This is a genomic window from Nocardia sp. NPDC057272 (genome assembly GCF_042668615.1).
In the GTDB taxonomy this organism is placed as follows: domain Bacteria; phylum Actinomycetota; class Actinomycetes; order Mycobacteriales; family Mycobacteriaceae; genus Nocardia.
In genome coordinates this window covers 65,444-87,571 of record NZ_JBHUYK010000017.1, presented here as the reverse complement: position 1 = coordinate 87,571, position 22,128 = coordinate 65,444, and the positions used below count along the sequence as shown (strand labels likewise).

21 protein-coding genes and 2 tRNA genes are annotated in these 22,128 nt (G+C 67.0%); 10 read left to right on the top strand and 13 right to left on the bottom strand.

Going from position 1 to position 22,128, the window contains the following annotated elements:
• Nucleotides 1-282: 282 nt before the first annotated feature.
• On the bottom strand, nucleotides 283-1,254 hold the full coding sequence (locus tag ACFULV_RS22300) for a LysR family transcriptional regulator (protein WP_378659546.1): 972 nt from the start codon (nucleotides 1,252-1,254) through the stop codon (nucleotides 283-285).
• A gap of 117 nt (nucleotides 1,255-1,371) precedes the next feature.
• Here ACFULV_RS22300 and ACFULV_RS22295 point away from each other — a divergent pair, with 117 nt between their 5' ends.
• Nucleotides 1,372-2,550, top strand: coding sequence for an MFS transporter (locus tag ACFULV_RS22295; RefSeq protein ID WP_378659544.1), 1,179 nt, complete (start codon nucleotides 1,372-1,374; stop codon nucleotides 2,548-2,550).
• 86 nt (nucleotides 2,551-2,636) lie between these two features.
• On the opposite strand, the gene ACFULV_RS22290 is transcribed toward ACFULV_RS22295, so the two are convergent.
• Nucleotides 2,637-2,712, bottom strand: a tRNA-Lys gene (locus ACFULV_RS22290).
• Between the two features lie 316 nt (nucleotides 2,713-3,028).
• Here ACFULV_RS22290 and ACFULV_RS22285 point away from each other — a divergent pair.
• Nucleotides 3,029-4,237 (top strand): Ig-like domain-containing protein, encoded by a 1,209-nt coding sequence (locus tag ACFULV_RS22285; RefSeq protein WP_378659542.1) that lies wholly within the window; start codon nucleotides 3,029-3,031, stop codon nucleotides 4,235-4,237.
• A gap of 69 nt (nucleotides 4,238-4,306) precedes the next feature.
• On the opposite strand, the gene ACFULV_RS22280 is transcribed toward ACFULV_RS22285, so the two are convergent.
• Entirely contained in the window at nucleotides 4,307-4,651 is a 345-nt protein-coding gene (locus ACFULV_RS22280) for a hypothetical protein (protein WP_378629871.1), read from the bottom strand.
• A 109-nt stretch (nucleotides 4,652-4,760) separates the two neighbouring features.
• A complete protein-coding gene (locus ACFULV_RS22275) occupies nucleotides 4,761-4,931 on the bottom strand; it encodes a hypothetical protein (protein WP_378629872.1) in 171 nt (56 codons plus the stop codon).
• A gap of 25 nt (nucleotides 4,932-4,956) precedes the next feature.
• Here ACFULV_RS22275 and ACFULV_RS22270 point away from each other — a divergent pair, with 25 nt between their 5' ends.
• On the top strand, nucleotides 4,957-5,481 hold the full coding sequence (locus tag ACFULV_RS22270) for a CGNR zinc finger domain-containing protein (protein ID WP_378659540.1): 525 nt from the start codon (nucleotides 4,957-4,959) through the stop codon (nucleotides 5,479-5,481).
• Nucleotides 5,482-5,574: 93 nt separating this feature from the next.
• Here the strand turns inward: ACFULV_RS22270 and ACFULV_RS22265 are convergent, their stop codons facing one another.
• The 3 genes from ACFULV_RS22265 to orn all read right to left on the bottom strand — a co-directional run bounded on the left by ACFULV_RS22265 (nucleotide 5,575) and on the right by orn (nucleotide 7,741).
• Nucleotides 5,575-6,885: an FAD-binding oxidoreductase gene (locus ACFULV_RS22265; RefSeq protein ID WP_378659537.1), complete on the bottom strand. Its 1,311-nt coding sequence runs from the start codon at nucleotides 6,883-6,885 to the stop codon at nucleotides 5,575-5,577.
• 89 nt (nucleotides 6,886-6,974) lie between these two features.
• Nucleotides 6,975-7,047: transfer RNA gene (locus ACFULV_RS22260), tRNA-His, on the bottom strand.
• Between the two features lie 55 nt (nucleotides 7,048-7,102).
• Nucleotides 7,103-7,741 carry an oligoribonuclease gene (orn, locus tag ACFULV_RS22255; protein ID WP_266298291.1) on the bottom strand — a complete coding sequence of 213 codons (639 nt, stop codon included), beginning with the start codon at nucleotides 7,739-7,741 and terminating at the stop codon, nucleotides 7,103-7,105.
• 197 nt (nucleotides 7,742-7,938) lie between these two features.
• Here orn and ACFULV_RS22250 point away from each other — a divergent pair, with 197 nt between their 5' ends.
• Nucleotides 7,939-9,666 (top strand): helicase HerA-like domain-containing protein, encoded by a 1,728-nt coding sequence (locus ACFULV_RS22250; protein ID WP_378659535.1) that lies wholly within the window; start codon nucleotides 7,939-7,941, stop codon nucleotides 9,664-9,666.
• Between the two features lie 55 nt (nucleotides 9,667-9,721).
• Here the strand turns inward: ACFULV_RS22250 and ACFULV_RS22245 are convergent, their stop codons facing one another.
• Nucleotides 9,722-11,011: a diaminopimelate decarboxylase family protein gene (locus tag ACFULV_RS22245; RefSeq protein ID WP_378659533.1), complete on the bottom strand. Its 1,290-nt coding sequence runs from the start codon at nucleotides 11,009-11,011 to the stop codon at nucleotides 9,722-9,724.
• A gap of 142 nt (nucleotides 11,012-11,153) precedes the next feature.
• Nucleotides 11,154-11,957, bottom strand: a complete 804-nt coding sequence (gene cmrA / locus ACFULV_RS22240) for a mycolate reductase (RefSeq protein WP_378629878.1) — start codon at nucleotides 11,955-11,957, stop codon at nucleotides 11,154-11,156.
• Between the two features lie 110 nt (nucleotides 11,958-12,067).
• On the opposite strand from cmrA, the gene ACFULV_RS22235 reads away from it, so the two are divergent.
• Nucleotides 12,068-13,228, top strand: a complete 1,161-nt coding sequence (locus ACFULV_RS22235; protein WP_378659531.1) for a phosphotransferase enzyme family protein — start codon at nucleotides 12,068-12,070, stop codon at nucleotides 13,226-13,228.
• 241 nt (nucleotides 13,229-13,469) lie between these two features.
• On the opposite strand, the gene ACFULV_RS22230 is transcribed toward ACFULV_RS22235, so the two are convergent.
• On the bottom strand, nucleotides 13,470-15,500 hold the full coding sequence (locus ACFULV_RS22230; protein WP_378659529.1) for an FAD-dependent oxidoreductase: 2,031 nt from the start codon (nucleotides 15,498-15,500) through the stop codon (nucleotides 13,470-13,472).
• Nucleotides 15,497-16,051 carry a PadR family transcriptional regulator gene (locus ACFULV_RS22225; RefSeq protein ID WP_378629883.1) on the bottom strand — a complete coding sequence of 185 codons (555 nt, stop codon included), beginning with the start codon at nucleotides 16,049-16,051 and terminating at the stop codon, nucleotides 15,497-15,499. Before ACFULV_RS22225 ends, ACFULV_RS22230 begins: the two co-directional genes overlap by 4 nt.
• Nucleotides 16,052-16,160: 109 nt before the next feature.
• Between ACFULV_RS22225 and ACFULV_RS22220 the strand changes: the two genes are divergently transcribed.
• Entirely contained in the window at nucleotides 16,161-17,498 is a 1,338-nt protein-coding gene (locus tag ACFULV_RS22220) for an MFS transporter (protein ID WP_378659526.1), read from the top strand.
• A gap of 51 nt (nucleotides 17,499-17,549) precedes the next feature.
• Here the strand turns inward: ACFULV_RS22220 and ACFULV_RS22215 are convergent, their stop codons facing one another.
• On the bottom strand, nucleotides 17,550-18,197 hold the full coding sequence (locus ACFULV_RS22215) for a TetR family transcriptional regulator (protein WP_378630033.1): 648 nt from the start codon (nucleotides 18,195-18,197) through the stop codon (nucleotides 17,550-17,552).
• Between the two features lie 143 nt (nucleotides 18,198-18,340).
• Between ACFULV_RS22215 and ACFULV_RS22210 the strand changes: the two genes are divergently transcribed.
• The 3 genes from ACFULV_RS22210 to ACFULV_RS22200 are packed head-to-tail and all read left to right on the top strand — an operon-like array spanning nucleotide 18,341 to nucleotide 20,937.
• Entirely contained in the window at nucleotides 18,341-19,432 is a 1,092-nt protein-coding gene (locus tag ACFULV_RS22210) for a ferredoxin reductase (protein WP_056821577.1), read from the top strand.
• A gap of 38 nt (nucleotides 19,433-19,470) precedes the next feature.
• Nucleotides 19,471-20,619 (top strand): fatty acid desaturase family protein, encoded by a 1,149-nt coding sequence (locus tag ACFULV_RS22205; protein WP_378629890.1) that lies wholly within the window; start codon nucleotides 19,471-19,473, stop codon nucleotides 20,617-20,619.
• Complete coding sequence (locus tag ACFULV_RS22200; RefSeq protein ID WP_378629891.1) at nucleotides 20,620-20,937, top strand: hypothetical protein; 318 nt, start codon at nucleotides 20,620-20,622, stop codon at nucleotides 20,935-20,937.
• 4 nt (nucleotides 20,938-20,941) lie between these two features.
• On the opposite strand, the gene ACFULV_RS22195 is transcribed toward ACFULV_RS22200, so the two are convergent.
• On the bottom strand, nucleotides 20,942-21,472 hold the full coding sequence (locus ACFULV_RS22195; RefSeq protein ID WP_378659522.1) for a DUF4254 domain-containing protein: 531 nt from the start codon (nucleotides 21,470-21,472) through the stop codon (nucleotides 20,942-20,944).
• 334 nt (nucleotides 21,473-21,806) lie between these two features.
• On the opposite strand from ACFULV_RS22195, the gene ACFULV_RS22190 reads away from it, so the two are divergent.
• The gene (locus ACFULV_RS22190) at nucleotides 21,807-22,127 is read left to right on the top strand and encodes a hypothetical protein (protein WP_378629895.1); all 321 of its coding nucleotides are present in this window, start codon (nucleotides 21,807-21,809) and stop codon (nucleotides 22,125-22,127) included.
• Nucleotide 22,128: the final 1 nt, after the last annotated feature.

The window sequence follows — 22,128 nt, the reverse complement described above, 5'->3', positions numbered from 1 at the left end:
TGTTCGGTGCTATCGGAGGTTGGATACTTCCGGGCTAACCAAACCGCAGGTCCGTTTGTGACCTGATGACAGAATGGTCACGACGGGTTAACGCAAGGTGAACGAAACCTGAACGGCAAACGTTGCCGATCTTGGTTCATTGCCGGGCAGTTGCAGAATCGTTATGTATGCAGGAGGTTTGCGACTCTGATCTGCGTGGCGGCCGTCACAGAAAAATTTTGCCCGAATCAGGTTTTGCGGGGGTTTGCGCAGCTCGAGGCGGTTCGAATCGGGGCCTGAGCGCTAATCTGCTGGATTGTCCATGGCAGTCCGGTAACGACGTCGTGACCGTTGCCCGGCGACTGTGGCTACCACCTCTCGCAGACCGGCCATGCGGGGCTCGTCCGTCTCGCTCGAACGCCATACGATGCCGAACGTGCAGTCGGCAAGTGCGTCGACCGGCACGAAGCGCAGGTCGGGGCGTGGGTACAACTGCGCGGCAGAGGCAGGGACGAAGGCGACCGCGCCGGTCAGTGCGACGGTCGCGAGCATCGACTCGAACGTCGTGCCCGTGGTCGTGGCATAGCGAACCGCTCGGCCGTCGGGCCGCGGGTCGGCGGTCCAATACGCACGTCCCTCCGGGAACGACTCGGGCACCATCGTGACGACCGCATGGTGTGCGAGATCGGCCAGGCGTAGCGACTCTCGTCGCGCCAGCGGATCCGTAGCGGCCAGGCAGGCAAACCGGCGCTCGACCACGAGTGGCACGACGTGCAGATGCGACGGAACAGGCACATGGACGAACGCCGCATGAATGTCACCGCGCTCCAGCGCTGCCAACTGCTCGGTGAACGTGTCGATCACCTGCACACGAGGGCCCAGTTCCGGAAAACGTGCCGATATTCCATCGATGATCTGGCGGGTCGGGCCGAGTGCCGTAAAACTCTCACATACCCCGATCCGCAATATTCTCGCCTCTGCCGAGGCGTGATTCGCCATTTCTCTCAACTGCTCCGAGGAATCCACTATCGAACGAGCCAGCGGTAGCAATTCCAGCGCGATAGGAGTGAGTTCTACCCGTCTGCTGGTTCGATCGAAGAGCCGAACTCCCAATCGTTGCTCCAGTGCCCGGATTTGCTGGCTGAGTGCGGGCTGGGTCAGGTAGACGCGGCGCGCTGCCCGGCCGAAATGCAGCTCCTCGGCGAGAACCAGCAGCAGGCGGAGTTGGTGGGGTGTGGGGTCGTCGCCCTGCAAGCTCGAGCCTGTCCCATCCATAACCCACACTCTATCGATGACGGCGAGATCCTGATAGTTACACCATTGTGAGGCATCGCCCAGGCTGGCAAGGTTTATTTCGCTGCCGCCACCGATCGATTACCAGAAACAGGGATCATGCGACAAAGTCTTGCCGCACTCGTATTGTGCGTCTTCGGTATTACGACCGGTGAATTCGTGATCGCGGGAATCCTTCCCGACGTCGCGGCTGAACTAGGCGTCTCTATTTCGGCGGCCGGGCTTCTGGTGACCGCTTATGCCGTCGGAATGATCTTCGGTGGACCGGTCGTCACCGCGCTCACCGCGCGTTACTCGCGCAAACCGTTGATCAGCGTGCTGCTCTTGATCGCGGTAGCGGGCAACGTCGCCTCCGCGCTGGCGCCCTCCTATGAGTTCCTCCTCGTTGCTCGCGTTGTCACCGCGCTGGTCACCTCCACGTTCTTCGCGAACGCGATCGTCATCGCGACCTCGACCTCGCCGCCGGACAAGCAGGCGTCCACGGTCTCGAAGTTGGTCTTCGGGATGAACATCGCCATGGTGCTGGGTGCACCGATCGGGACGCTGCTGGGCAATCGGTTCGATTGGCGTACACCGTTTTTCGCGATTGCGGTGGTATGTGCTCTCGGCTTGGTGCTCGTTCTGCGCTCGGTCCCGGAGGTGGCGAACGCCGGCGGGTCGGCGTGGTCGGAATTGCGGGTGTTCCGCGATCGCGACGTTGCGCTGGCCATTGCCGTCACGGCGATCGGCAGTGCGGGTGTGCTGATGGTGTTCGTCTATTTCGCGCCGTTGCTGACCGATGTCGCGTCGTTCGCCTCCAGCGCTGTGGCGGTGATGCTCCTCGTCTACGGCCTCGGCGCCACGGTGGGCAACGTCGTCGGCGGCAGACTGTCCGACCGCTCACCGAAACGTGCGCAGCTCGGTCTGCTCGCGTTGCTGGCGTGTGCGTTGCTGCTGATGTGGGCGGTGAGCGGCCAGATCGTGCTCATCGGCGTGATGGTGTTCCTGGTGGGCGCACTCGGCTTCTCGGTGATCCCGGGAATGCAGGCCCGTGTCCTGAACACCGCGAGGCAGGCCCCGACGCTCGCTATCGCGGTCAACGCCTCGGCGTATCAGCTCGCCGCGGCCTTCGCGGGCTGGTTCGGCGGGCAGGTGATCGACTCTGCCGGACTGCGCGCCGTGTACCTGGTCGCCGCCGCTGTCACGGTCCTCGGTATCGCTGTCAGTGCTGCCGCATGGCACCGTGACACTGCCGAGAGCAAGCGCGTCGCTCCAGCGGCGACCTCTGCCCCCTCGTGAGAGAGATCACCGAACGGTGACGGCCCATCCCTGGCGGTGAAACGAACGAAGCCTCTGACCGTTGGACCTGGTCAGAGGCTTCGTTGTGGTGCGCCATCAGGGACTTGAACCCCGAACCCGCTGATTAAGAGTCAGCTGCTCTGCCAATTGAGCTAATGGCGCATGTCTTTGTTCTTTGCCCCGTCTCCGGTGCGGAACAAACATTAGCAGGCCGTGGGGCGGAAAGTGAAATCGGGCGCTGACCAGCAACAATGCCGCACATCTGGCGTTGTTAACACCGACGACCTCCGGACCTATCTAACGATTGTGACTTGGTCGTGTCGCGGGGGCTTTCCCGTTGGAACCGGCCGGGCCAGCTGGCAGAATGGGCGAGACGTCGAGTTCGTAACGCCCCCCGCCTACACGGATGGCTCTAGCGATTCGGGTCGGTGGGATCTGCGGCGCACTGTAATCGCGTCGGTACGGAAACGGGGTTGACATGGGTAAGAAGCGGGGGCGACCTCGGTCGCTACGGACGATCGTTCCAGTGGTGCTGTTGGCGGTGTTCGCGCTCGGCGCGTCGGCCTGCTCGGCCGCGGAGGGCACCGGGGTGGAGGTGGCGATCGATCGCAACCCCCTCGCCGAGCTCATCAAGCCGAAGCTCGTCTCGACCATCAAGGACGGGCAGGTCGGCGTCTCGCCCGGCATGCCGATGGCCTTCCAGGTCGAGGACGGCAAGTTCACCGATGTCACGCTGACCAACCAGCAGGGCACCGCGGTGGCGGGTCAGCTGGCCGCGGACGGGCGCTCCTGGTCGACCGCCGAGGTGCTCGGCTACGGCAAGACCTACAAGCTCACGGCCTCGGCCATCGGGCTCGGTGGCGCGAACTCCTCGACGCTGAGCTTCACCACCAGCTCGCCGAAGAGCCAGACCAAGCCGTACCTGCTGCCCGGTGAGGGCGAAGTGGTCGGAATCGGTCAGCCGGTCGCGATCCAGTTCGACGAGAACATCCCCGATCGCCGTGCCGCCCAAGAGGCCATCAAGATCACCACCGAGCCCGCTGTCGAGGGCGCCTTCTACTGGGTGAACAATCGCGAAGTGCGGTGGCGCCCAGAGCATTACTGGACACCGGGCACCAAGGTGACCATCGATGTGAACGTCTACGGCAAGGACCTTGGCAAGGGCCTGTACGGCCAGGACAACATCCATTCGTTCTTCACCATCGGTGACGCGGTGGTCTTCACCGCCGACGACAACACCAAGCAGGTGGTGGTGGAGAAGAACGGTCAGGTGATCATGACCATGCCCACCTCGATGGGTAAGGACAGCACCCCCACCGACAACGGCATCTACATCGTCAGCGACCGGCACGAGAAGATCATCATGGACTCCTCGACCTACGGTGTGGCGGTGAACTCGTCCGACGGGTACCGCACGCCGGTCGACTACGCGACGCGAATCTCCTACAGCGGCATCTTCTTCCACTCGGCGCCGTGGTCGGTGGGGCAGCAGGGCTACTCCAATGCCAGTCACGGCTGCCTGAACCTGAGTCCGGCGAACGCGCGCTGGGTGTACGAGAACGCCAAGCGCGGTGACATCACTGTCATCAAGAACACGGTCGGCGGCACCCTGTCCGGTGTCGACGGGCTGGGTGACTGGAACATCCCGTGGCCGGAATGGAAGGCGGGCAACGCCGACGCTCCGTAGGCGCGCGACGCACGAAAAACGAAGAGGCACCGGATTTTCCGGTGCCTCTTCGTTGTGTCCGTGGACCACTCAGAGCGGGGTGGGGAGTTCGCTGCAGTCCATCATCGCCTCGCCCGCGACCGCGAGCGCGCTACCGAAGGCGCCGCACAGAATGCGGCCGCCGAACAGCAGGCGGTCGAGGTTGGGCAGGCCGGCCGAGCCGGTACCGGAGGACCCGGTGGTTTCGACGCCGGTGGTGGAGCCGCTCTGCGCCGAACCGGATTCGGGCTGATCGCTCGGCAGGCCGAAGTCGCCGATGGGGGTCTCCGCCGTGAAGTCGGTGAGGGGCAGGCCGGGCGAGGCCGCGGCGGTCCCGGCGACGGGGCCGAGCACGGTGACGGCCGCGAGGACGGCGACGACGGTGGAACGCTTCATCAAGGGGTCTTTCCGGTCGAGCGCTGACGCGATGGCGAGATCTGCCCCACATCTGGGCAGCGGTCCAAAGTGTAGCGGTCAAACGTGACGTTCGTCATGATGGTGCGAGTTATCCGGCGGCGGCCAGGCCCGGTTCGTCGCGATGGATCTCGGACGCGACGCTCAGGTGGTCGACGACCACCCTGCGCGCGCCGCAGCGGCAGCGTTGGTAGGCCACGACGCCCTCGCTGGTCCGGTGGCGTGACTCGATCTGCCAGGTGTGTGCGGGGTGGCTGTTCATGGTTCGAGTCTGATGTAATGGCATTGTGCATTACAACCATTACGGGCGTGAGCCGGTGCTGCTGGGCGTCGACCTGCTCAACGATCCGTGTTCGAACGCCGCGGAGTTGGCGCGACGCTGCGCGGCGGCGGGCTTGGTGCTGTCCACGCCGGTGTCCGACGGCGATCTGGCGTCGGTAACGGCCTTCCTGGGCCGCTGGCGGGGTGTGGTGGAGTGCGCGGATCGCACCGAACGTGCGGCCCGGCTCAACGTGTTGCTGGCCGAGTACGCCTCCGCGCCCCGCCTGACCGACCATGTGGGCGACGGCTGGCATCTACATTTCCGCGACCCGGGGGTGGCGACGGACCGCCAGATCGCGGCGTTGATCACCGTCGGCACCGCCTTGCACCTGACCGGGCTCGGGATGGACCGTCTGGGCGCCTGCGAGGCCGACGGGTGCGCGCAGGTGTACGCCGACATTTCACGCAACGGCAGACAGCGCTTCTGTAGCCCGGCGTGCGCGAACCGGTCGGCCGTCCGACGGCACCGAGCGAACCGCGCAACCGCCTGACAACCGTCCAGCGGCGTTCGCTCCCGTGCCCTTCGCCACTCCGGCGAACACCCTCGACCTGCGCCGTCGGCTGTGGACGGCGCGGATCGGTGGTCAGTTGTGGACGGGGAAGTTGGCGCGCACGACGTTTCGCGGGTCGCGGTTTCGCTTGATCTCTCGGAGGCGGTCCAGGGTGGCAGTGTCGAAGGCGGCCTGGGTCGATTCACCCGGAGCGAGGAAGGTGTACGGCTTCTTGCCGGTGACGTGGGCGCCGAGGTTGTCGACGATAGTGCCGAAGGCTGCCTTGACGTCGTCGATCAGGTGGGGGAGGCCGAGGCCGAGCAGGTAGAGGGCGTAGGGCTCGGTGATCGGGCCGCGTGCTCCATGTTCACCGGTGGGTTCGGCGATCGCGCCCCCGAGGCCGCGGATCTGGATATTGAGCAGGGGCGCGACCGGGGCGTCGATGATCGTTTTGACTACCGCGTCACCGAGGTCGGTGAGCAGTTCGCCGCGCGAGAGCGACGGGCCGGGTTCGGTGGGTTCGGCGGTGATGGTGCCGATCCGGTCGGGGGTCATGGTGGCGCGGGTGTCGACGAGTGCGCCGGTGACAGTGTCGAGGCGGCTGGTCAGCTCGCGGCCACGCGCTTCGTCGCCGAGGTAGGCGAAGTCGATGGCGACTGTGGGTGCGGCGCCGGGGATCTGGTAGCGCTGTAGCCACACCGACAGTTCCGGCGGTGCGTCGGTGGTGAGTTCGGTGAACACGTCGAACACCTCGCGGGTGCGCTCGGCCGGCCAACTCACCCGGCCGCCGTAGAGCCGTGGCAACTCGAACAGGTCGATGTCGAGCGCGGTGACGATCGCGAAGTCGCCACCACCGCCGCGTAGTGCCCAGAACAGCTCGGGGTCGGAGTCGGCGCTCACCCGGCCACGCTTGCCGTCGGCGTCGACGATCTCGAACGCCCGGACCGCGTCGGCGGCCCAACCGTGTTTACGGGCCAGCCAGCCGAATCCGCCGCCCAGGGTGTATCCGGTGACACCGACCACGGGGTTGCTGCCTGCCAGGCCGCTCAGGCCGTGTGCGGCGGCCGCTGCCTGGACGGCGCCCCACTGGGCGCCGGAGCCGATGTGCGCCACCCGCTGGGCCGGGTCGATGGCGACGGCGTTGAGTTCGGTGGTGCGCACGAGAATCGCGTCGTCGATGTCGCCGGTCGCGCCGTGGCCGGTCGGCTGGGTGACCACCGCACGGCCCGCGCGGTTGGCGTAGCGCACGACGGCCGCGAGGTCGTCGGCATCGGCGACCTCGACGACGGCGGCGACCGACTGGGCGATCGCGGTGTTCCAGGGACGGGCGGCGAGATCGAAGGTGGTATCACCCGGTAGGAGAACGTTTCCCCGGATATCGGTACGCAGGTCGTTGATGCTCATAGCCAGTAGACGATGCGGGAGCCGCGAGTGTGACATGTGTCCGGATAGCAAAGAAGGCCCGGTCCTTGTGGACCGGGCCTTCTCTTCGGGGTGACCGACGGGACTCGAACCCGCGACATCCAGGATCACAACCTGGTGCTCTACCAACTGAACTACGGTCACCATCACCGGTGAATCACCGGCGCCGTCGATATTAGCGTGTGTGGAGTGTCAACCCCTAATCCGCTGGTAGATGGCTCGAACCGGTGACATCCACGGCCTCGGTGGCCTCCTGGGCGGCCGCCGCGATCTCGGTGGTCGACGGCCCGGGCAGCGGCACGAAGGCGGTACGGCGGTAGTACTCGAGTTCGCGGATGGATTCCTTGATGTCGGCCAGCGCGCGGTGGGCCAGGCCCTTCTCCGGCTGACCGAAGTAGATGCGGGGGTACCAGCGTCGGCACAGTTCCTTGATCGAGCTCACGTCGACCATCCGGTAGTGCAGGTGCGCATCCAGCTCCGGCATGTCGCGGGCGATGAAACCGCGATCGGTGCCGATGGAGTTACCGCACAGCGGCACCGTGCGCGCGGTGGGCGCGTACTCGCGGATGTAGTCGAGTACCTGCTGCTGGGCCTGCTCGAGAGTGACGGTGGACCGCCGAACCTCTTCGGTCAGACCGGACTTCGCGTGCATGGTGGCGACAACCGGTGGCATGCAGGCCAAGGCGGCGTCGTCGGCGTGGATGACGATGTCGACACCGTCACCGAGAATGTTGAGGTCGCTGTCGGTTACGAGCGCGGCGATCTCGATCAGCTTGTCGCTGTCGAGACGGAGCCCCGTCATTTCGCAATCCATCCAGACCAGGAGTTTGTCTGACACGGGAGTCACCCTAATGGTGGGCCCGTGAACCCGGTCGGCAGGTGTGTCGCGTGGGCGAGGCGGACCGGGTTTGCCGACGACATCCCCGGATGTTTACCGACCGGGTGACGTGCCCGGATACAGTTTGCCTGGAATTGACCGCAGACGTTTCGAGCATTTCTTGCGTACGTGCCAGTGAGCAGACGGAGGACGCGCGAATGACCACCCCACAGGAGAAGGCGGCAGCGGCACGCAAGGCGGCCGAAGACGCGGCCCGGGTCGCCGCCGAGGCCATGGCGGCCGCGGAGGCCGCCGAGCAGGAAGCCGCGGCGGCGAGTGCGACACCGGCCACGGACAGTCAGCCGGCCGCCGAGGGCAGCGAATCCGATTCTGCGGGTGAGGAATCCGCCTCGAAGCCGGCGGCGTCCGGCGCGGCCGCGCAGATCGCCGAGGGCTACGCCTTCAGCGGACCCGCACTGGAACTCGGCACGGTGATGGTCGACGGCGTGGCTGATCCCGGTGCGCGCGTGCGTATTCCGCTGCGGATGATGAACCGGCACGGCCTCGTCGCGGGTGCGACCGGCACCGGCAAGACCAAGACCCTGCAGGGCATCGCCGAACATCTGTCCCGCGCGGGCGTTCCGGTGGTGATGGCCGACGTCAAGGGTGACCTGTCGGGCCTGAGCGAGCCGGGGGCCGACACCGAGAAGATCCGGGCGCGCGCGGCCGAGACCGGCGCGACCGACTGGGCGCCCGGTGCGTTCCCCACCGAGTTCGTCTCACTCGGCACCGGCGGCATCGGGGTGCCGATCCGGGCGACGATCACCTCGTTCGGACCGATCCTGCTCAGCAAGGTGCTCGGCCTCAACGACACCCAGGAATCGACGCTCGGCCTGATCTTCCACTGGGCCGATCAGCGCGGCCTCGCGCTGCTGGACCTGAAGGACCTGCGGGCGGTGATCACCCACCTCACCAGCCCCGAAGGCAAGGAAGACCTCAAGGGCATCGGTGGGGTGTCCTCGCAGACCGCCGGGGTGATCCTGCGGTCGCTGGTGAATCTGGAAGCCGATGGCGGCGACACGTTCTTCGGCGAACCCGAACTCGACCCGGCCGATCTGCTGCGCACCGCGGGCGGGCTCGGCGTGATCACGCTGTTCGAGCTCGGTCAGCAGGCGGCGCGGCCCGCGTTGTTCTCGACGTTCCTGATGTGGGTGCTGGCCGATCTGTTCCAGACGTTGCCCGAGGTGGGTGACGTGGACAAGCCGAAGCTCGTGTTCATCTTCGACGAGGCGCATCTGCTGTTCGCCGAGGCGTCGAAGGCGTTTCTGCAGCAGGTCGAGCAGACGGTGAAGCTGATCCGGTCCAAGGGCGTCGGCGTGTTCTTCTGCACCCAGTTGCCCACCGACATCCCCAACCCGGTGCTCTCCCAGCTCGGCGCCCGCGTGCAACACGCGTTGCGCGCCTTCACTCCCGACGATCAGAAGGCGCTGTCGAAGACGGTGCGCACGTATCCGAAGTCGTCGGTGTACGACCTGGAAGAGGCGCTGACCTCGCTCGGCACCGGTGAGGCCATCGTCACCGTGCTCTCCGAAACCGGTGCGCCGACGCCCGTCGCCTGGACCAAGATCGCGCCGCCGCGCTCGCTGATGGACACCATCGGCGACGAGGCGATCAAGTCCAAGGCCCTGTCGAGCGCGCTGCAGGGCAGATACGGGCAGAGCATCGACCGGGAATCGGCCTACGAGATGCTGCTCGCCAGCGTGGCGGCCGCCGAGCCGGTACCCGAATCCACCCCCGCGCCAGGGCGCTCGACGGCCCAGCAGGACGAGGATTCGGCCGCTGAACGGATCATGGCGAATCCGGCGGTGAAGAGTTTCCTTCGTTCGGCGGCGAGTGCGGCCGGGCGCGAGATCAGCCGCAGCATTTTCGGCACCCGCCGCCGGTGAGCGAGTGCGGCCCGTCGATCGGCGGGCCGCACTCCACGACTCCCGGGTCAGCCAGTCACCGCGCGAGCTCGCGCATCAGCAGGTCGGCGGTCGTCTCGCGGCGGAGCAGCTGCTCGGTGCGGCCGTGGGCGACCGCGACCACCGGCGGCCTGCCCGCTGTTCGATATCCGGCCGCGCACGGGTGATAGGCACCGGTGCACGGCACCGCGAGGACCTCGCCGGCACGGAGATCGGCCGGAATCCGAACCTCTGCGGCGATGACCCGGCCCGCGGCACCGTGCCTGCTCGCGACCGATGCGGTGAGCTGGGGTCCGGCCGGATGCCGGTTGACCACGAGCGCACTCACATCGTCGCGTCCGGCGGTATCCCCGTCGACGATGACGCACCTGCCGCCGGCGACCTCGGTGACGGCGAGTACCCGGTAGAGCGTGACACCCGCCCGCGCGACGATCGCGCGTCCCGGTTCCATCGCGAGGACCGGGCGGGGGAAGTGGTGTCGGGCGCAGCCCGCGTCGAGCGCGTCATCGAGGATGTCGGCGAGTTCGCGCAGGTTGAGCTCGGCGTCGCCGCCGCGCAGAGCCACCGCGTGTCCGCCGCCGATATCGAGATGGGTCAGCAGGGTGCCGTGTTCGGCCTGGATCCAGGCCATCTCGGCGATCATCCGGCGGATCGCCTCGCCGTACAGGTCGGGGTCGTGGATCTGTGCGCCGAGGTGGCAGTGCAGTCCGGTCAGGATCAGCTTCGGCTGCGCGATGATCCGGGCCACGGCCGCCGCGCAGGAATCGCTGCCGAGCGGGAACCCGAACCGCGAGCTGCCCGGCACCTCGATTCCGGGCGCCACCCGCAACAGCACCTGCTGTGGGCGGGTCGCGAGCGAGGCGAGCAGGGTGATCTCGGTGAGCGTGGAGACCACGATGCGGCCGACCCCCGCGCCTACCGCGGCGCGGAGCTCGTCGAAGGGAGCCCCGTTGCCCTGCAGGACGATCCGGCGTGGGTCGATGCCCGCGGCGAGCGCCACCTCGAGTTCACCGGTCGAACCGACCTGCACGGCGAGGCCCTCCTCGGCGACCCAGCGGGCCACTGTGCGCAGCATCAGCGCGGTTCCCGCGTAGACGATCTCGGTGTCGGGGAAGTGCTTGCGGTAGGCGCGGCAGCGTTCCCGCACCTCGGTCTCGTCGATCACACGCACCGGTGTGCCGTACTGGTCGGCGACATCGTGCAGGGCCACGCCGCCGAGGGTGATCCGGCCGTCACCGTCGTAGTGGGTGTCGGCGGGCCACACCGCGGGGTCGAGCCGGGGGACCGTACTCGCACGCAGGGACGGGAAGATATCGAGCAACGTCACGGTGGTCTCCTCCAGGAGGACGCCCCCGCACTCGGACGGCGGGGCCACCTCAAGGACTACGCCGCGCGCGGCCGGCCGAACTCGGTCTTTACGGGTCCTTGACCGCCCGGCGACCGTTCCTGACGACTTGCTGACGTAGGTGTCAGCCGCCCAGCTTCTTGTAGAACGCGCCCGCGATCGGTGCGGTGAACGACCGGGGTCCGTAATTGCCCGCGACGCTCATGCCCTTGCTGATCAGGCCGGGGACGATGCGCATCTTGTTGCGGGCCAGCGCGTCGATGGAGACCTTCGCGGTGTACTCGGACGACACCCAGAGGAAGTCGGGGACCATCTTGTCGACGATCGACTGGTCTTCGGGGGCCGGGGTTTCGGTGCGGACGGGACCGGGCGCCAGCAGGGTGACGTTCACGCCGCTGCCCTTGAGCTCGCCGCGCAACGACTCCGAGAAGGTGTTCGCGAACGCCTTGGATGCCGCGTAGGTGGCGTTGTTCGGGATCGGCATATTGCCCGCCGCCGAACCGCTGATCAGGATCCCGCCCGCCTTGCGCTCGATCATGCCGGGCAGCACCGCCAGGGTCAGGTCGTGCACGGCGGTGGCGTTGAGTTCCATCTGCATGCGCTCGTAGGCGAAGTCGAGCTCGGCGACCGGCCCGAAGGTCGCGATGCCCGCGTTGTTGCAGAGAACGGCGATATCGCGAACCGCGAGCTCGTCGACGAGGCCGGCCCGCTGGGTGCGATCGGCCAGGTCGACCGCGCGGACCTCGGCGGTGATGCCATGGGCCAGGGTCAACCGCTGGGCCAGCTCGGTGAGGATCTCACCGCGGCGCGCGACCAGGATCAGCGAATAGCCGCGCCCGGCCAGTTCGGCGGCCAGCGCGGTGCCGATGCCGGAGGACGCGCCGGTGACGACGGCACGATTGTCTGCAGTGGGGGAGGGCAAGCTCACGAGGGGAGCTTAGGGGATCGGCTACGGCCGTGCGGTGTCCGCATCGACGGGTGGCAGAGCGATGTGAGGGTTCGATGTCGACGGGGCCCGGCACCATCGATACTGGACCGATGGCTGACGAGCAGGTGTTCGGGATGGGCGACGACCCGCTGGCCGAGCCGACGTGGCCCGCGCTCACCGACGACGAGATCGCTCGCGCGGTCGCCGAGACCTGGGGCGGTTCGCCCGCTGCGATCGAATGGCGGGGTGCGCGGCCGTTGTCGTCGACGGTGGGGGTGCGGTTGGACGGTGGGGATCGGCTCGTGGTGAAGCGGATGCCCGCACGATTGCGCGATGTGGTGGCGTTGGGTGAGGAGCATCGGTTCATCCGGCACCTGCGGGTTCGGGATATTCCGGTGCCAGAAGTGCGTGCCACCGTGGGGGATTGGGTGCTGTCCCCGCTGAGCCACGACCTCGGTCGTGGCTCCAGGGTGAGCGATGAGCCCGGCCGAGACCGTGATGGCGCGACAGGCGCGTTCGTCTACGAGGTGCATCGGGTGGGGATAGGGGAGGATCGGTATCGCGCGGACTTCTCCTGGTCGCCCTATCGCGACCGTGACGATGCGGGGAGCGCTGGGGTGATGCTCGGCCGATTGCATTCGGCCGCAGCAGATTTCGATGCACCGGCTCGACCCGCGCGACCGCTGCTGGCGAGCATGCACAATGACGTGGCGTGCGCCTTCGAATGGCACATCGCCCGACGGCCGTCGGTCGCCCGATTCCTCGGTGAGAGAGACTGGCGCGCTGACATTCCCCAGTTTCACGCCGACCTTTCCGGTGTCGCGCCACTGTGGACGCACGGGGACTGGCACGCGACGAACCTGCTGTGGAACGACCACGAGGTGACCTCGGTGATCGATTTCGGCCTGGCCGACCGGACGACGGCTGTCTTCGACCTCGCCACCGCCATCGAGCGCGCCGCCATCGACTGGATTTCGCTGCGTGACGGCGGACCCGCACACGTCCGAGCAGACCAGATCACCGCGCTGATCCAGGGATATCAATCGGTTCGACCGCTGTCGGTCGCCGAACAGCGCCTGCTCCCGGACCTGCTCCCGCTCGTGCACATCGGCTACGAACTCTCCGAAATCGACTACTTCCTGACCATCGCCCACGACCCACGAAACGCCGAAATCGCCTACTACGACTGGCTTCTCGGTCACCTGTGCTGGTACGAGACAGCAGAGGGTCGCGAACTACGCGATGTGATTCACGACGCCTCCCTGCGCTGACCGCGCCCGGCACCGCCGGCCGTATTTCCGGCGACACTCACCCCGGCCACCCCCCGACGACACCCATGGTCCGCCATGACCGCACTCCCAGCCCCGCACGACCCGACCTCGAGGAGGGTCCGCTGCGCAGCGGCGTAGCGGCCCGGCCGCGAGTTAGCCGCCGTTGCGTCCGCGGCACAGCCGCCAGCAACGGTGGCTAACTCGCGGCCCTCAGGGGCCGCGCTCGAGCGCGCCAGCGCTCCTACAACACAGCGGCCAGGCGGGTGCCCTGGTTGATCGCGCGCTTGGCATCCAGTTCGGCGGCCAGGTCGGCACCGCCGATGAGGTGCAGGTCGACACCCGCGGCGCGCAGCGGCTCTTCGAGTTCGCGCACGGATTCCTGTCCGGCGCAGACGATCACGTTGTCGACCTCGATCACGCGCGGGTTCTCGTGCTTCTCGCCGAAGCTGATGTGCAGGCCCGCGTCGTCGATGCGGTCGTAGTTCACGCCGCCGACCTGCTCGACGCCCTTGGCCTTGAGGGCCGCGCGGTGCACCCACCCGGAGGTCTTGCCGAGGTCCTTGCCGAACGGGGTCGACTTGCGCTGCAACAGCACCACGTCTCGCGCCGCGGGGGAGGGCTTGGGCTCCTTGAGCTGGCCGGGGGCCTGCTCGTTCTCGGAATCGACGCCCCACTCCTCTTTCCACTCGTCGAGCTTGAGCGTGGGATGTCCTTCGACGGTGAGGTATTCGCTCACGTCGTAGCCGATACCGCCCGCGCCGATCACCGCGACCTTCTTGCCGACCGGCTTCTCCTCCTTCACCAGTTCGGCGTAGGAGAGCACCATCGGGTGATCGATACCGGGGATGTTGGGGATGCGCGGACGCACACCGGTCGCCAGGATCACCGAGTCGTACTTGCCCGCGATCAATTCCTCGGCCGTGACCCGCTTCTCGAGATGCAGGGTGACGCCGGTGACGTCGATCTTGCGGCGGAAGTAGCGGATCGACTCGTCGAACTCCTCCTTGCCGGGGATGCGGCGTGCGATGTCGAACTGGCCGCCGATCTTGTCGTCGGATTCGAACAGGTCGACGTGGTGGCCGCGCTCGGCCAGACTCACCGCAGCCGACAGCCCGGCCGGACCCGCGCCGACGACGGCGACTCGCTTGGCGCGCCGAGTCGGCAGCAAGTTCAACGTGGTCTCGCTGCCCGCACGCGGGTTGACCAGGCACGACACCTTCTTGTTGCCGAAGGCGTGGTCGAGGCAGGCCTGGTTGCAGGCGATGCAGGTGTTGATCTCGTCGGCCCGATTCTGCTCGGCCTTGTTGGCCCATTCGGCGTCGGCCAGCAGCGGACGGGCCATGGAGATCAGCGCCGCGTCGCCGCGGGTCAGGATCTCCTCGGCGACCTCGGGCATATTGATCCGGTTCGAGGCGCAGACCGGGATGTTCACCTTGCGCGCGATCTTCGCGGTGAACTCCACGAACGCCGCGCGCGGCACCGAGGTGACGATGGTGGGCACCCGCGCCTCGTGCCAGCCGATATCGGTGTTGAGGATGTCGACGCCGACGGCCTCCAATTCCTGTGCCAGAGCGACGATCTCGTCGAACGTCTGGCCCTTCTCCACGAGCTCGGCCATCGACAACCGGAACACGATGATGAAATCGGGGCCGACCTCGGCGCGGATGCGACGGGCGATCTCGACGGGCAGCCGACGCCGGTTCTCCGGGGTGCCACCCCACTTGTCGGTGCGCTTGTTCACCCGCGGTGCGAGGAACTGGTTGAGGAAATAGCCCTCACCGCCCATGATCTCGCAGCCGTCGTACCCGGCGAACTTGGCCAGGCCCGCGCAGCGCGCGTAATCGTCGATCGTGCTCTCGACGCCCTTCGACGACAGCGCCCGAGGCTTGAACGGGTTGATCGCGGACTTGATCGCCGACGCCGAAACGCTGGTCGGCATGTAGGAATAGCGCCCCGCGTGCAGGATCTGGATGGCGATCTTGCCGCCCTCGGCGTGCACCGCCTTGGTGATCGTGCGATGCCGGTACGCCTCGGTCTTGTTGGTGAGCTTGCCGCCGAGCGGCAGCAACCAGCCGGTGCGGTTGGGGGCGTAGCCGCCGGTGATGATCAGGCCGACACCGCCGCGGGCCCGCTCGGCGAAGTAGGCGGCCAGCTTGTTGGTGTCCCAGGCGCGGTCCTCCAGGCCGGTGTGCATGGAGCCCATGACCACGCGGTTGCGCAGTGTGGTGTGGCCGAGGTCGAGGGGCTCGAACAGATGGGGATAGGCAGTCATGGGCGGTCGTCACCTTTTCGCGGTCGCAGGGCCTGCAGTACTTCGTCGCACCATTCGAGGTAGCCGGACTCCGCGCGGATGCCCGCGCGAAGCACCAGATACTGGTGCAGAGCGGTGCCGGAGAGCTGGTCCGGCACCGGGAAGAATTTCTTTTCGCTGAGGCGGTACTCGTCGAGGCGCTGGGCGTGCTGGCCGCGATGGCGCTCCACCTCGGCGCAGACGGCATCGATGTCGCCGTACGCGGCGGCGCGGATCTTCACGCCCAGTTCGTCGCGGGCCGGGGTGGCGTCGGTGGGCTCGGCGAGCCAGCGGGCGATCTCGGCCTGACCGGCCGGAGCCACCGAGTACACCTTCTTGTCGGGTTTGCCCTGCTGGTTCACCGATTCGACGGTGACCCAGCCGGAGGACTCCATCCGCTTGAGCACCCGGTAGATCTGCTGGTGGGTGGCACTCCAGAAGTAGCCGATCGACTTGTCGAATCGGCGAGCGAGCTCATACCCCGACCCGGCCCGCTCGGTGAGCGAGACCAGTAGCGCGTGCTCCAGTGCCATGGCACGAGAGTATCCGCAACACTGGGTACTATGCAACCAGGTTCATATGAACTGACGGCGCGGATGTAATAGACGGCGTGGGTGCCGGTTCGCCGTTACTCTTCGGCGTATGACCGAGGTGAACGCGGCCGAAACCGTCGGCGAGGCGGCCGGACGCGGGCAGGTGCTGGCGTGGGGACTCTGGGATTGGGGATCGTCGGCGTTCCAGGCCGTGACGCTGACCTTCGTCTTCTCGGTGTATCTCACCGACAAAGTGGGCGAGGATCTGCCGGGGACGACACCGGCCAGTGCGTGGCTGGGCTGGGCGCTGGCGGGGGCGGGACTGATCGTCGCGCTGACGGCACCGGTCTGCGGGCAGTACTTCGACGCGGTCGGTTCCCGTAAACGGGCCTTGGCGACCCTGACGGCGCTGACGATCGGCGCGATGTCGCTGATGTTCTTCGTCCGGGACGACTATCACGACCTCTGGCTCGGCCTGGCACTGCTCGCGTTCGCCTCGGCCACCTTCGAACTCGCCGGCGTCCCCTACAACGCGATGATGCGGCAGGTGTCGACACCGGCCACGGTCGGGAGGGTCTCCGGATTCGGCTGGGCGATGGGCTATTTCGGTGGCATCGTGCTGCTGCTGATCTGCTACGCGGGGTTCCTCGCCGGGGACGGTGACACCCGCGGCCTGCTCGCGATGCCCACCGATCAGGGCCTCAATGTCCGGCTCGTCATCGTGCTCGCGGCGGTGTGGTTCACCGTCTTCGCGCTGCCGGTGCTGTTCGCGGTCCCCGAGATGCCGCGCACCGGTGCCGACCCCGGCGCCGCGAAGGTCGGCTTCCTCGGTTCCTACCGGGTGCTCGCCCGGGACGTGCGGGAGCTGTGGGGTCAGGATCGGCACACGGTGTACTTCCTGCTGGCCAGCGCGGTGTTCCGGGACGGTCTGGCAGGCGTGTTCACCTTCGGCGGGGTGCTCGCGGTGACGGTGTACGGGTTCGCCGACGACGATGTGCTGCTGTTCGGGATCGCCGCGAACGTCGTCGCGGGGGCGGCCGCGGTCGTGGCCGGGCGGTTCGACGACCGGATCGGGCCCAAACGGGTGATCGTGGCGTCACTGGTCGGGATGCTCGGGTGCGGCCTCGCGCTGCTGATGGTGTCGGGCTCGACGATGTTCTGGATCTTCGGGCTCGCGCTCACAGTGTTCGTCGGCCCCGCGCAGGCCTCGGCCCGGTCGTTCCTGGCCCGACTCGCACCGCCGGGACGAGAGGGTCAGCTGTTCGGCCTGTACACCACGACCGGGCGGGCGGTGTCGTTCCTGGCGCCCGCCCTGTTCGGAGTGTTCGTCTCGATCTTCCACAGCGACCGTGCCGGCATCGCCGGACTTCTGGTCGTGCTGGCGGTGGGTCTGCTGGTGCTGCTCCCGGTGCGTGCGCCGTCGCGCGCGGTATCCGCCGATATGTGACACCTCACCGGTGGGGCGGCGTCGAATTGTGTGTACGCCCGTACTCTGAGTTCAGTCTGCGTTTTTGGGTACCCAGCCCGCGATGCCCAACGCGATCAGGCGCATCTGCATCACGGTGCGCTCCACGATCGCCGATTCCTCACGGGGGGTGGACGCGACGAACGCAGCGATACCGTCGGTCACGGTGGTGACCAGTAGATCCGCGGCGATCTCCAGCTCGGTGGTGCTCCACGAATCCAGTGCACGCAGGCGCGACAGATCGGCGACGATCTCGCGCACGATCAGCTGCATCTCCATCGCGATCGCCTGACGCAGCGGAGCAGGCCCGCCGTGACGCTCGCGAATGAGGAAGCCGAACAGGGCGCGTTTGGCGCGAACCTGCTCGAAGACGAAGCGGACCGTATCGGCCAGATGTGCGTCCGGTTTCCGCCTGACCTCGCGCAATGCCAGCCGCAGCGCGGTGACGCCCTCGTCGACGATGGTCGCGCCGAGGTCGTCGAGCGAGGCGAAGTGGCGGTAGAAGGCGGTCGGCACGATGCCGGCCGAACGGGCGATCTCACGCAGGCTCAATGCCGCGAATCCGCGCTCCGAGGCCAAGGCCAGGGTGCCGTCGAGGAGGGCTGCCCGGGTATGCGCTTTGCGCTCATTGCGGGTTCCTGCCTGCTCAGTCACATCGGTGAGCATACATCCGTTCACCATAGCGGCCTTTGTCATGATGTTGTCCGCCTCACATTATTGCCGGTTGACAGTGGCCCGGGGTCATCGGGCACACTGGTGAGTGTACAGACGTGCACTGAAATATGGAGCGTACGTCGAAGGACTTCTCAAAGGGGCAACGCGACATGGTGGGACTGATCGACCTGGTGCAGACGTTGACGACGCCGCACCCGCTGGACCGGTACCTGGAACTCGTCAACCCCGGGCTCACCGCCCGGGAGCTGCGCGCCGAAGTCACCCATGTCTCGCACGCGGTGCCGGGCTCGGTGACCCTCACCCTGCGCGCCTCGCGGCAGTGGCGCGGCCATGCCGCTGGTCAGTACGTGCAGATCGGCGTCTCGATCAACGGCGTGCGCCACACCCGCTGCTACTCGCCGATCGACCCCGAGAGCCGGGGCGAGCGCTACCTGCAGCTCACCGTCAAGGCGCACCCGGGCGGGCTGGTGTCGAACTACCTGCACGCCAATGCCAAGCCCGGCATGGTCGTCGACCTGGCGCCCGCCTCCGGTGTGTTCCACCTACCGCAGCAGCGGCCCGACAAGGTGCTGCTGGTCAGCGGCGGCAGCGGCATCACGCCGGTACTGTCGATGTTGCGGACCCTCGACGCCGAGGGTTACACCGGGCAGGTCACCTTCCTGCACTACGCGCGTCAGCCCGAGATGGTGCCGCATCGGGCCGAGCTGTCCTCGATCGCGCAGCGTCGCGCCAACTTCCGTATCGAGTACCGCTACCCGGTCGAGCCGGGCACGGTGATCGACGGTGAAACCTCCACCGGCAGTGGTTTCTTCGACTACGAGGAGCTCGAGCGGGTCGCACCCTGGTACGCCGATGCACAGACCTTCGTGTGCGGGCCGCCGCCGCTGATGCGGGCGGTCAAGACGATCTTCGAAGCCGAGGGTCTCGAAGACCGGGTGCTCAGTGAGGAGTTCACGCTCACCACGGTCCCGACCGATCCGTCCGAGGCCACCGGCACCGTCACCTTCTCCGGCAGCGACGTTGCCGCCGACAACACCGGAGCAACGCTGCTCGAGCAGGCCGAAGCATCCGGCCTGACCCCGGAATACGGCTGCCGCATGGGGATCTGCTTCTCCTGCACCGCGACCAAGGTCTCCGGCTGCACCCGCAACGTCCGTACCGGCGAGCTCGACGCCGACCCCGACAAGCCCATCCAGATCTGCATCAACGCCCCTGTCGGCGACGTCGACATCGCGCTCTAGACCACCGATACCCAGAACCAACAAGGGGAGATACAGCCATGACGATCCTCACCGAAGGCAAAGACGGTCCGGTCATCCTGAGCCCGGATCAGGTCGAAGAACTCGGCGCCGCGCTCGACGCGATCCGCGCCCGCGTCGTCGACGATCTCGGCGAACGCGACCGCGACTACATCTACAACATCATCAAGACCCAGCGCGGCTTCGAGATCGCCGGCCGCGGCCTGATGTACCTGGGCTTCCTGCCGCCGTTCTGGCTGGCCGGCGTCGCCGCACTCGGTGTGTCGAAGATCCTCGACAACATGGAGATCGGCCACAACGTCATGCACGGCCAGTACGACTGGATGCGTGAGCGCGGCATCAACTCCCGCGAATTCGACTGGGACACGGTCTGCCCGGCCGACCAGTGGAAGCACTCGCACAACTACATGCACCACACCTACACCAACATCGTCGACATGGACCGCGACATCGGTTACGGCATCCTGCGGATCGACGAGGCGCAGAAGTGGAACCCCTACTACCTGGGCAACCCGCTCTACGCCTTCCTGCTGATGACGTTCTTCGAGTGGGGCGTGATGCTGCACGACCTCGAAGCCGACAACATCATCAAGGGCAAGCGCAAGTGGTCCGACATCAAGCCGCTGCTCAAGGGCCAGGGTAAGAAGGCGGGTAAGCAGGTCCTCAAGGACTACGTGATGTTCCCGGCGCTCACCGGCCCGCTGTTCCTGTCGACCCTGGCGGGCAACGTGGCGGCCAACCTGGTGCGCAACGTGTGGACCTACTCGATTATCTTCTGCGGTCATTTCCCCTCGGGTGTGCAGACGTTCTCCAAGGAGGAGACCGAGGTCGAGACCCGCGGTGAGTGGTACGTACGCCAGATGCTCGGCTCGGCCAACATCAACGGCTCGCGGCTGTTCCACATCATGTCGGGCAACCTGTCGCACCAGATCGAGCACCACCTGTTCCCCGATATCCCGGCGAACCGGTACCCGGAGATCGCGCCCGAGGTGAAGGCGCTGGCCGAGAAGTACGGCCTGCCCTACAACACCGGTCGCTTCTCCAAGCAGATCGGTTCGGTCTGGGCCAAGATCTTCCAGCTCGCGCTGCCCGATCGTTTCGTGAATCGGGCGCCCAAGCCCGGTGTTATCGTTATGCGTAATCGGAAGGCAACCGAAGTGGGCGTGTAAATGGTCGGCAAATTCGAAAGCAATAAGGATCTGGTCCAGGAACTGACGTCCTCCGGTGCCCAGCGAGTCGGCAAGATCGCGACTCTGATCACCGGAACGGTCGCCGAGGTCGCTCGGGAGATCGGTGAGTTCGTCACCGACGCGATCGAGATGCGAGAAGCCGCGGCTGCCGCTCGTCGCGATGCGGCGCAGGACCGGGCCGAGGCGGAGTTCGCGAAGGCGCGCGACGTCGAGACCGACCCGGTCGATCTCGACGCCGCGGCCGAGGGCGATCTCGATCCGGCGCCCGTGTTCGCCGAACCGGGCGACAAGGCCTGACGATTCACCACACCGGCAACCGCCTGCGGTGTTCGGTGACATCGGTGATCAGATCCCGGTAGCCGTCGGTCAATTCGGCAAGACGACACCACTGCAGATGGGTGCGAGCCTCCCGCTGCCGTGGTGTCGTTGTCGTTGGGGCCGGTCCTGCGATGGCCTGCTGGGCGGCGATCCATTTCGCCGCCATCCGGTCGATCACCGCGCCGAGGGTCTCGGTGTGCAGCGAGGCGCCGTCGCGGTGTTCCACATGGGCGGCGACCCAGTCGTCGATGCGGGCGATCAGCGCGCCGCGGTCGTTGTCGATATCGTCGACCAGGCGCGCGCACGCCGCGCCGGTGCTGCTCGACGCGGCGGGGTCGCGTGCCTGCTCCAGCACTCTGCGCCGGCGATCGTGGCAGCTCGCGAGCCCGCGGGCGGCGTCGAGAACCCGGTGCGGTGTCGGGTCGGGGTGGTCGGTTTCCAGAAAGGCCCGCAACAGCGCTGAAGGAGTCGGCAGCTGTGCGGCATCCGAACGGTGGCCGTGATAGATCGGCATGGGCACGCCCCCTGATAACGCTGTTGTGCATGGATACGCCAGAGCCGAGGAGGACGGGTGTGGGGTGCACTCCCCGGCACCGGCGTAGCCCCGCCCGGACGTCGACAAGAGTCCGCGACGCTGCGGGTGGAGAAGACGGCCCGGGGGAAATCGGGACCCTTTCAGGAAAGCGCGATTCGGCGCCGACGCGCAATAGTATGGTGTACAAACCCGGTGGTCGGCGGAAATTGTTATCGACCATTACGGCCGGGTCTCCCCGCGAGCACTCCCGGGTAACCGCGGTGGCACATTTCCGGCAATCATTTCGGGGCCGAATGCACTAACCTCGATAATTGTGCCCGCTTACGTCTCATCGCCCGAGCTGACCTTCGGGTTCCTGTTCGCTCTGGAGGACCCAGAGCGCATCGCCGATGTCGTGCGCGGCCTCATGGAACGCCGTGCGGTGTCGGTGTTCCGGCTCGCGCGCCTGTCCGACGACGACGGGCCCCCCGAGCGCTACGTCGTGAACTGGGCTGCCATCCCGCAGATTTCGATCACCACCGGCGCCCCGGACGACGAGGAACTGCGCGCGCAGCGGATCATGCTGGTCAACGCCTTCCTGGGGGAGGGCGGCGAGGTGAGCATGTACTCGGGAAACCCGGACGGACCGAGCTGAA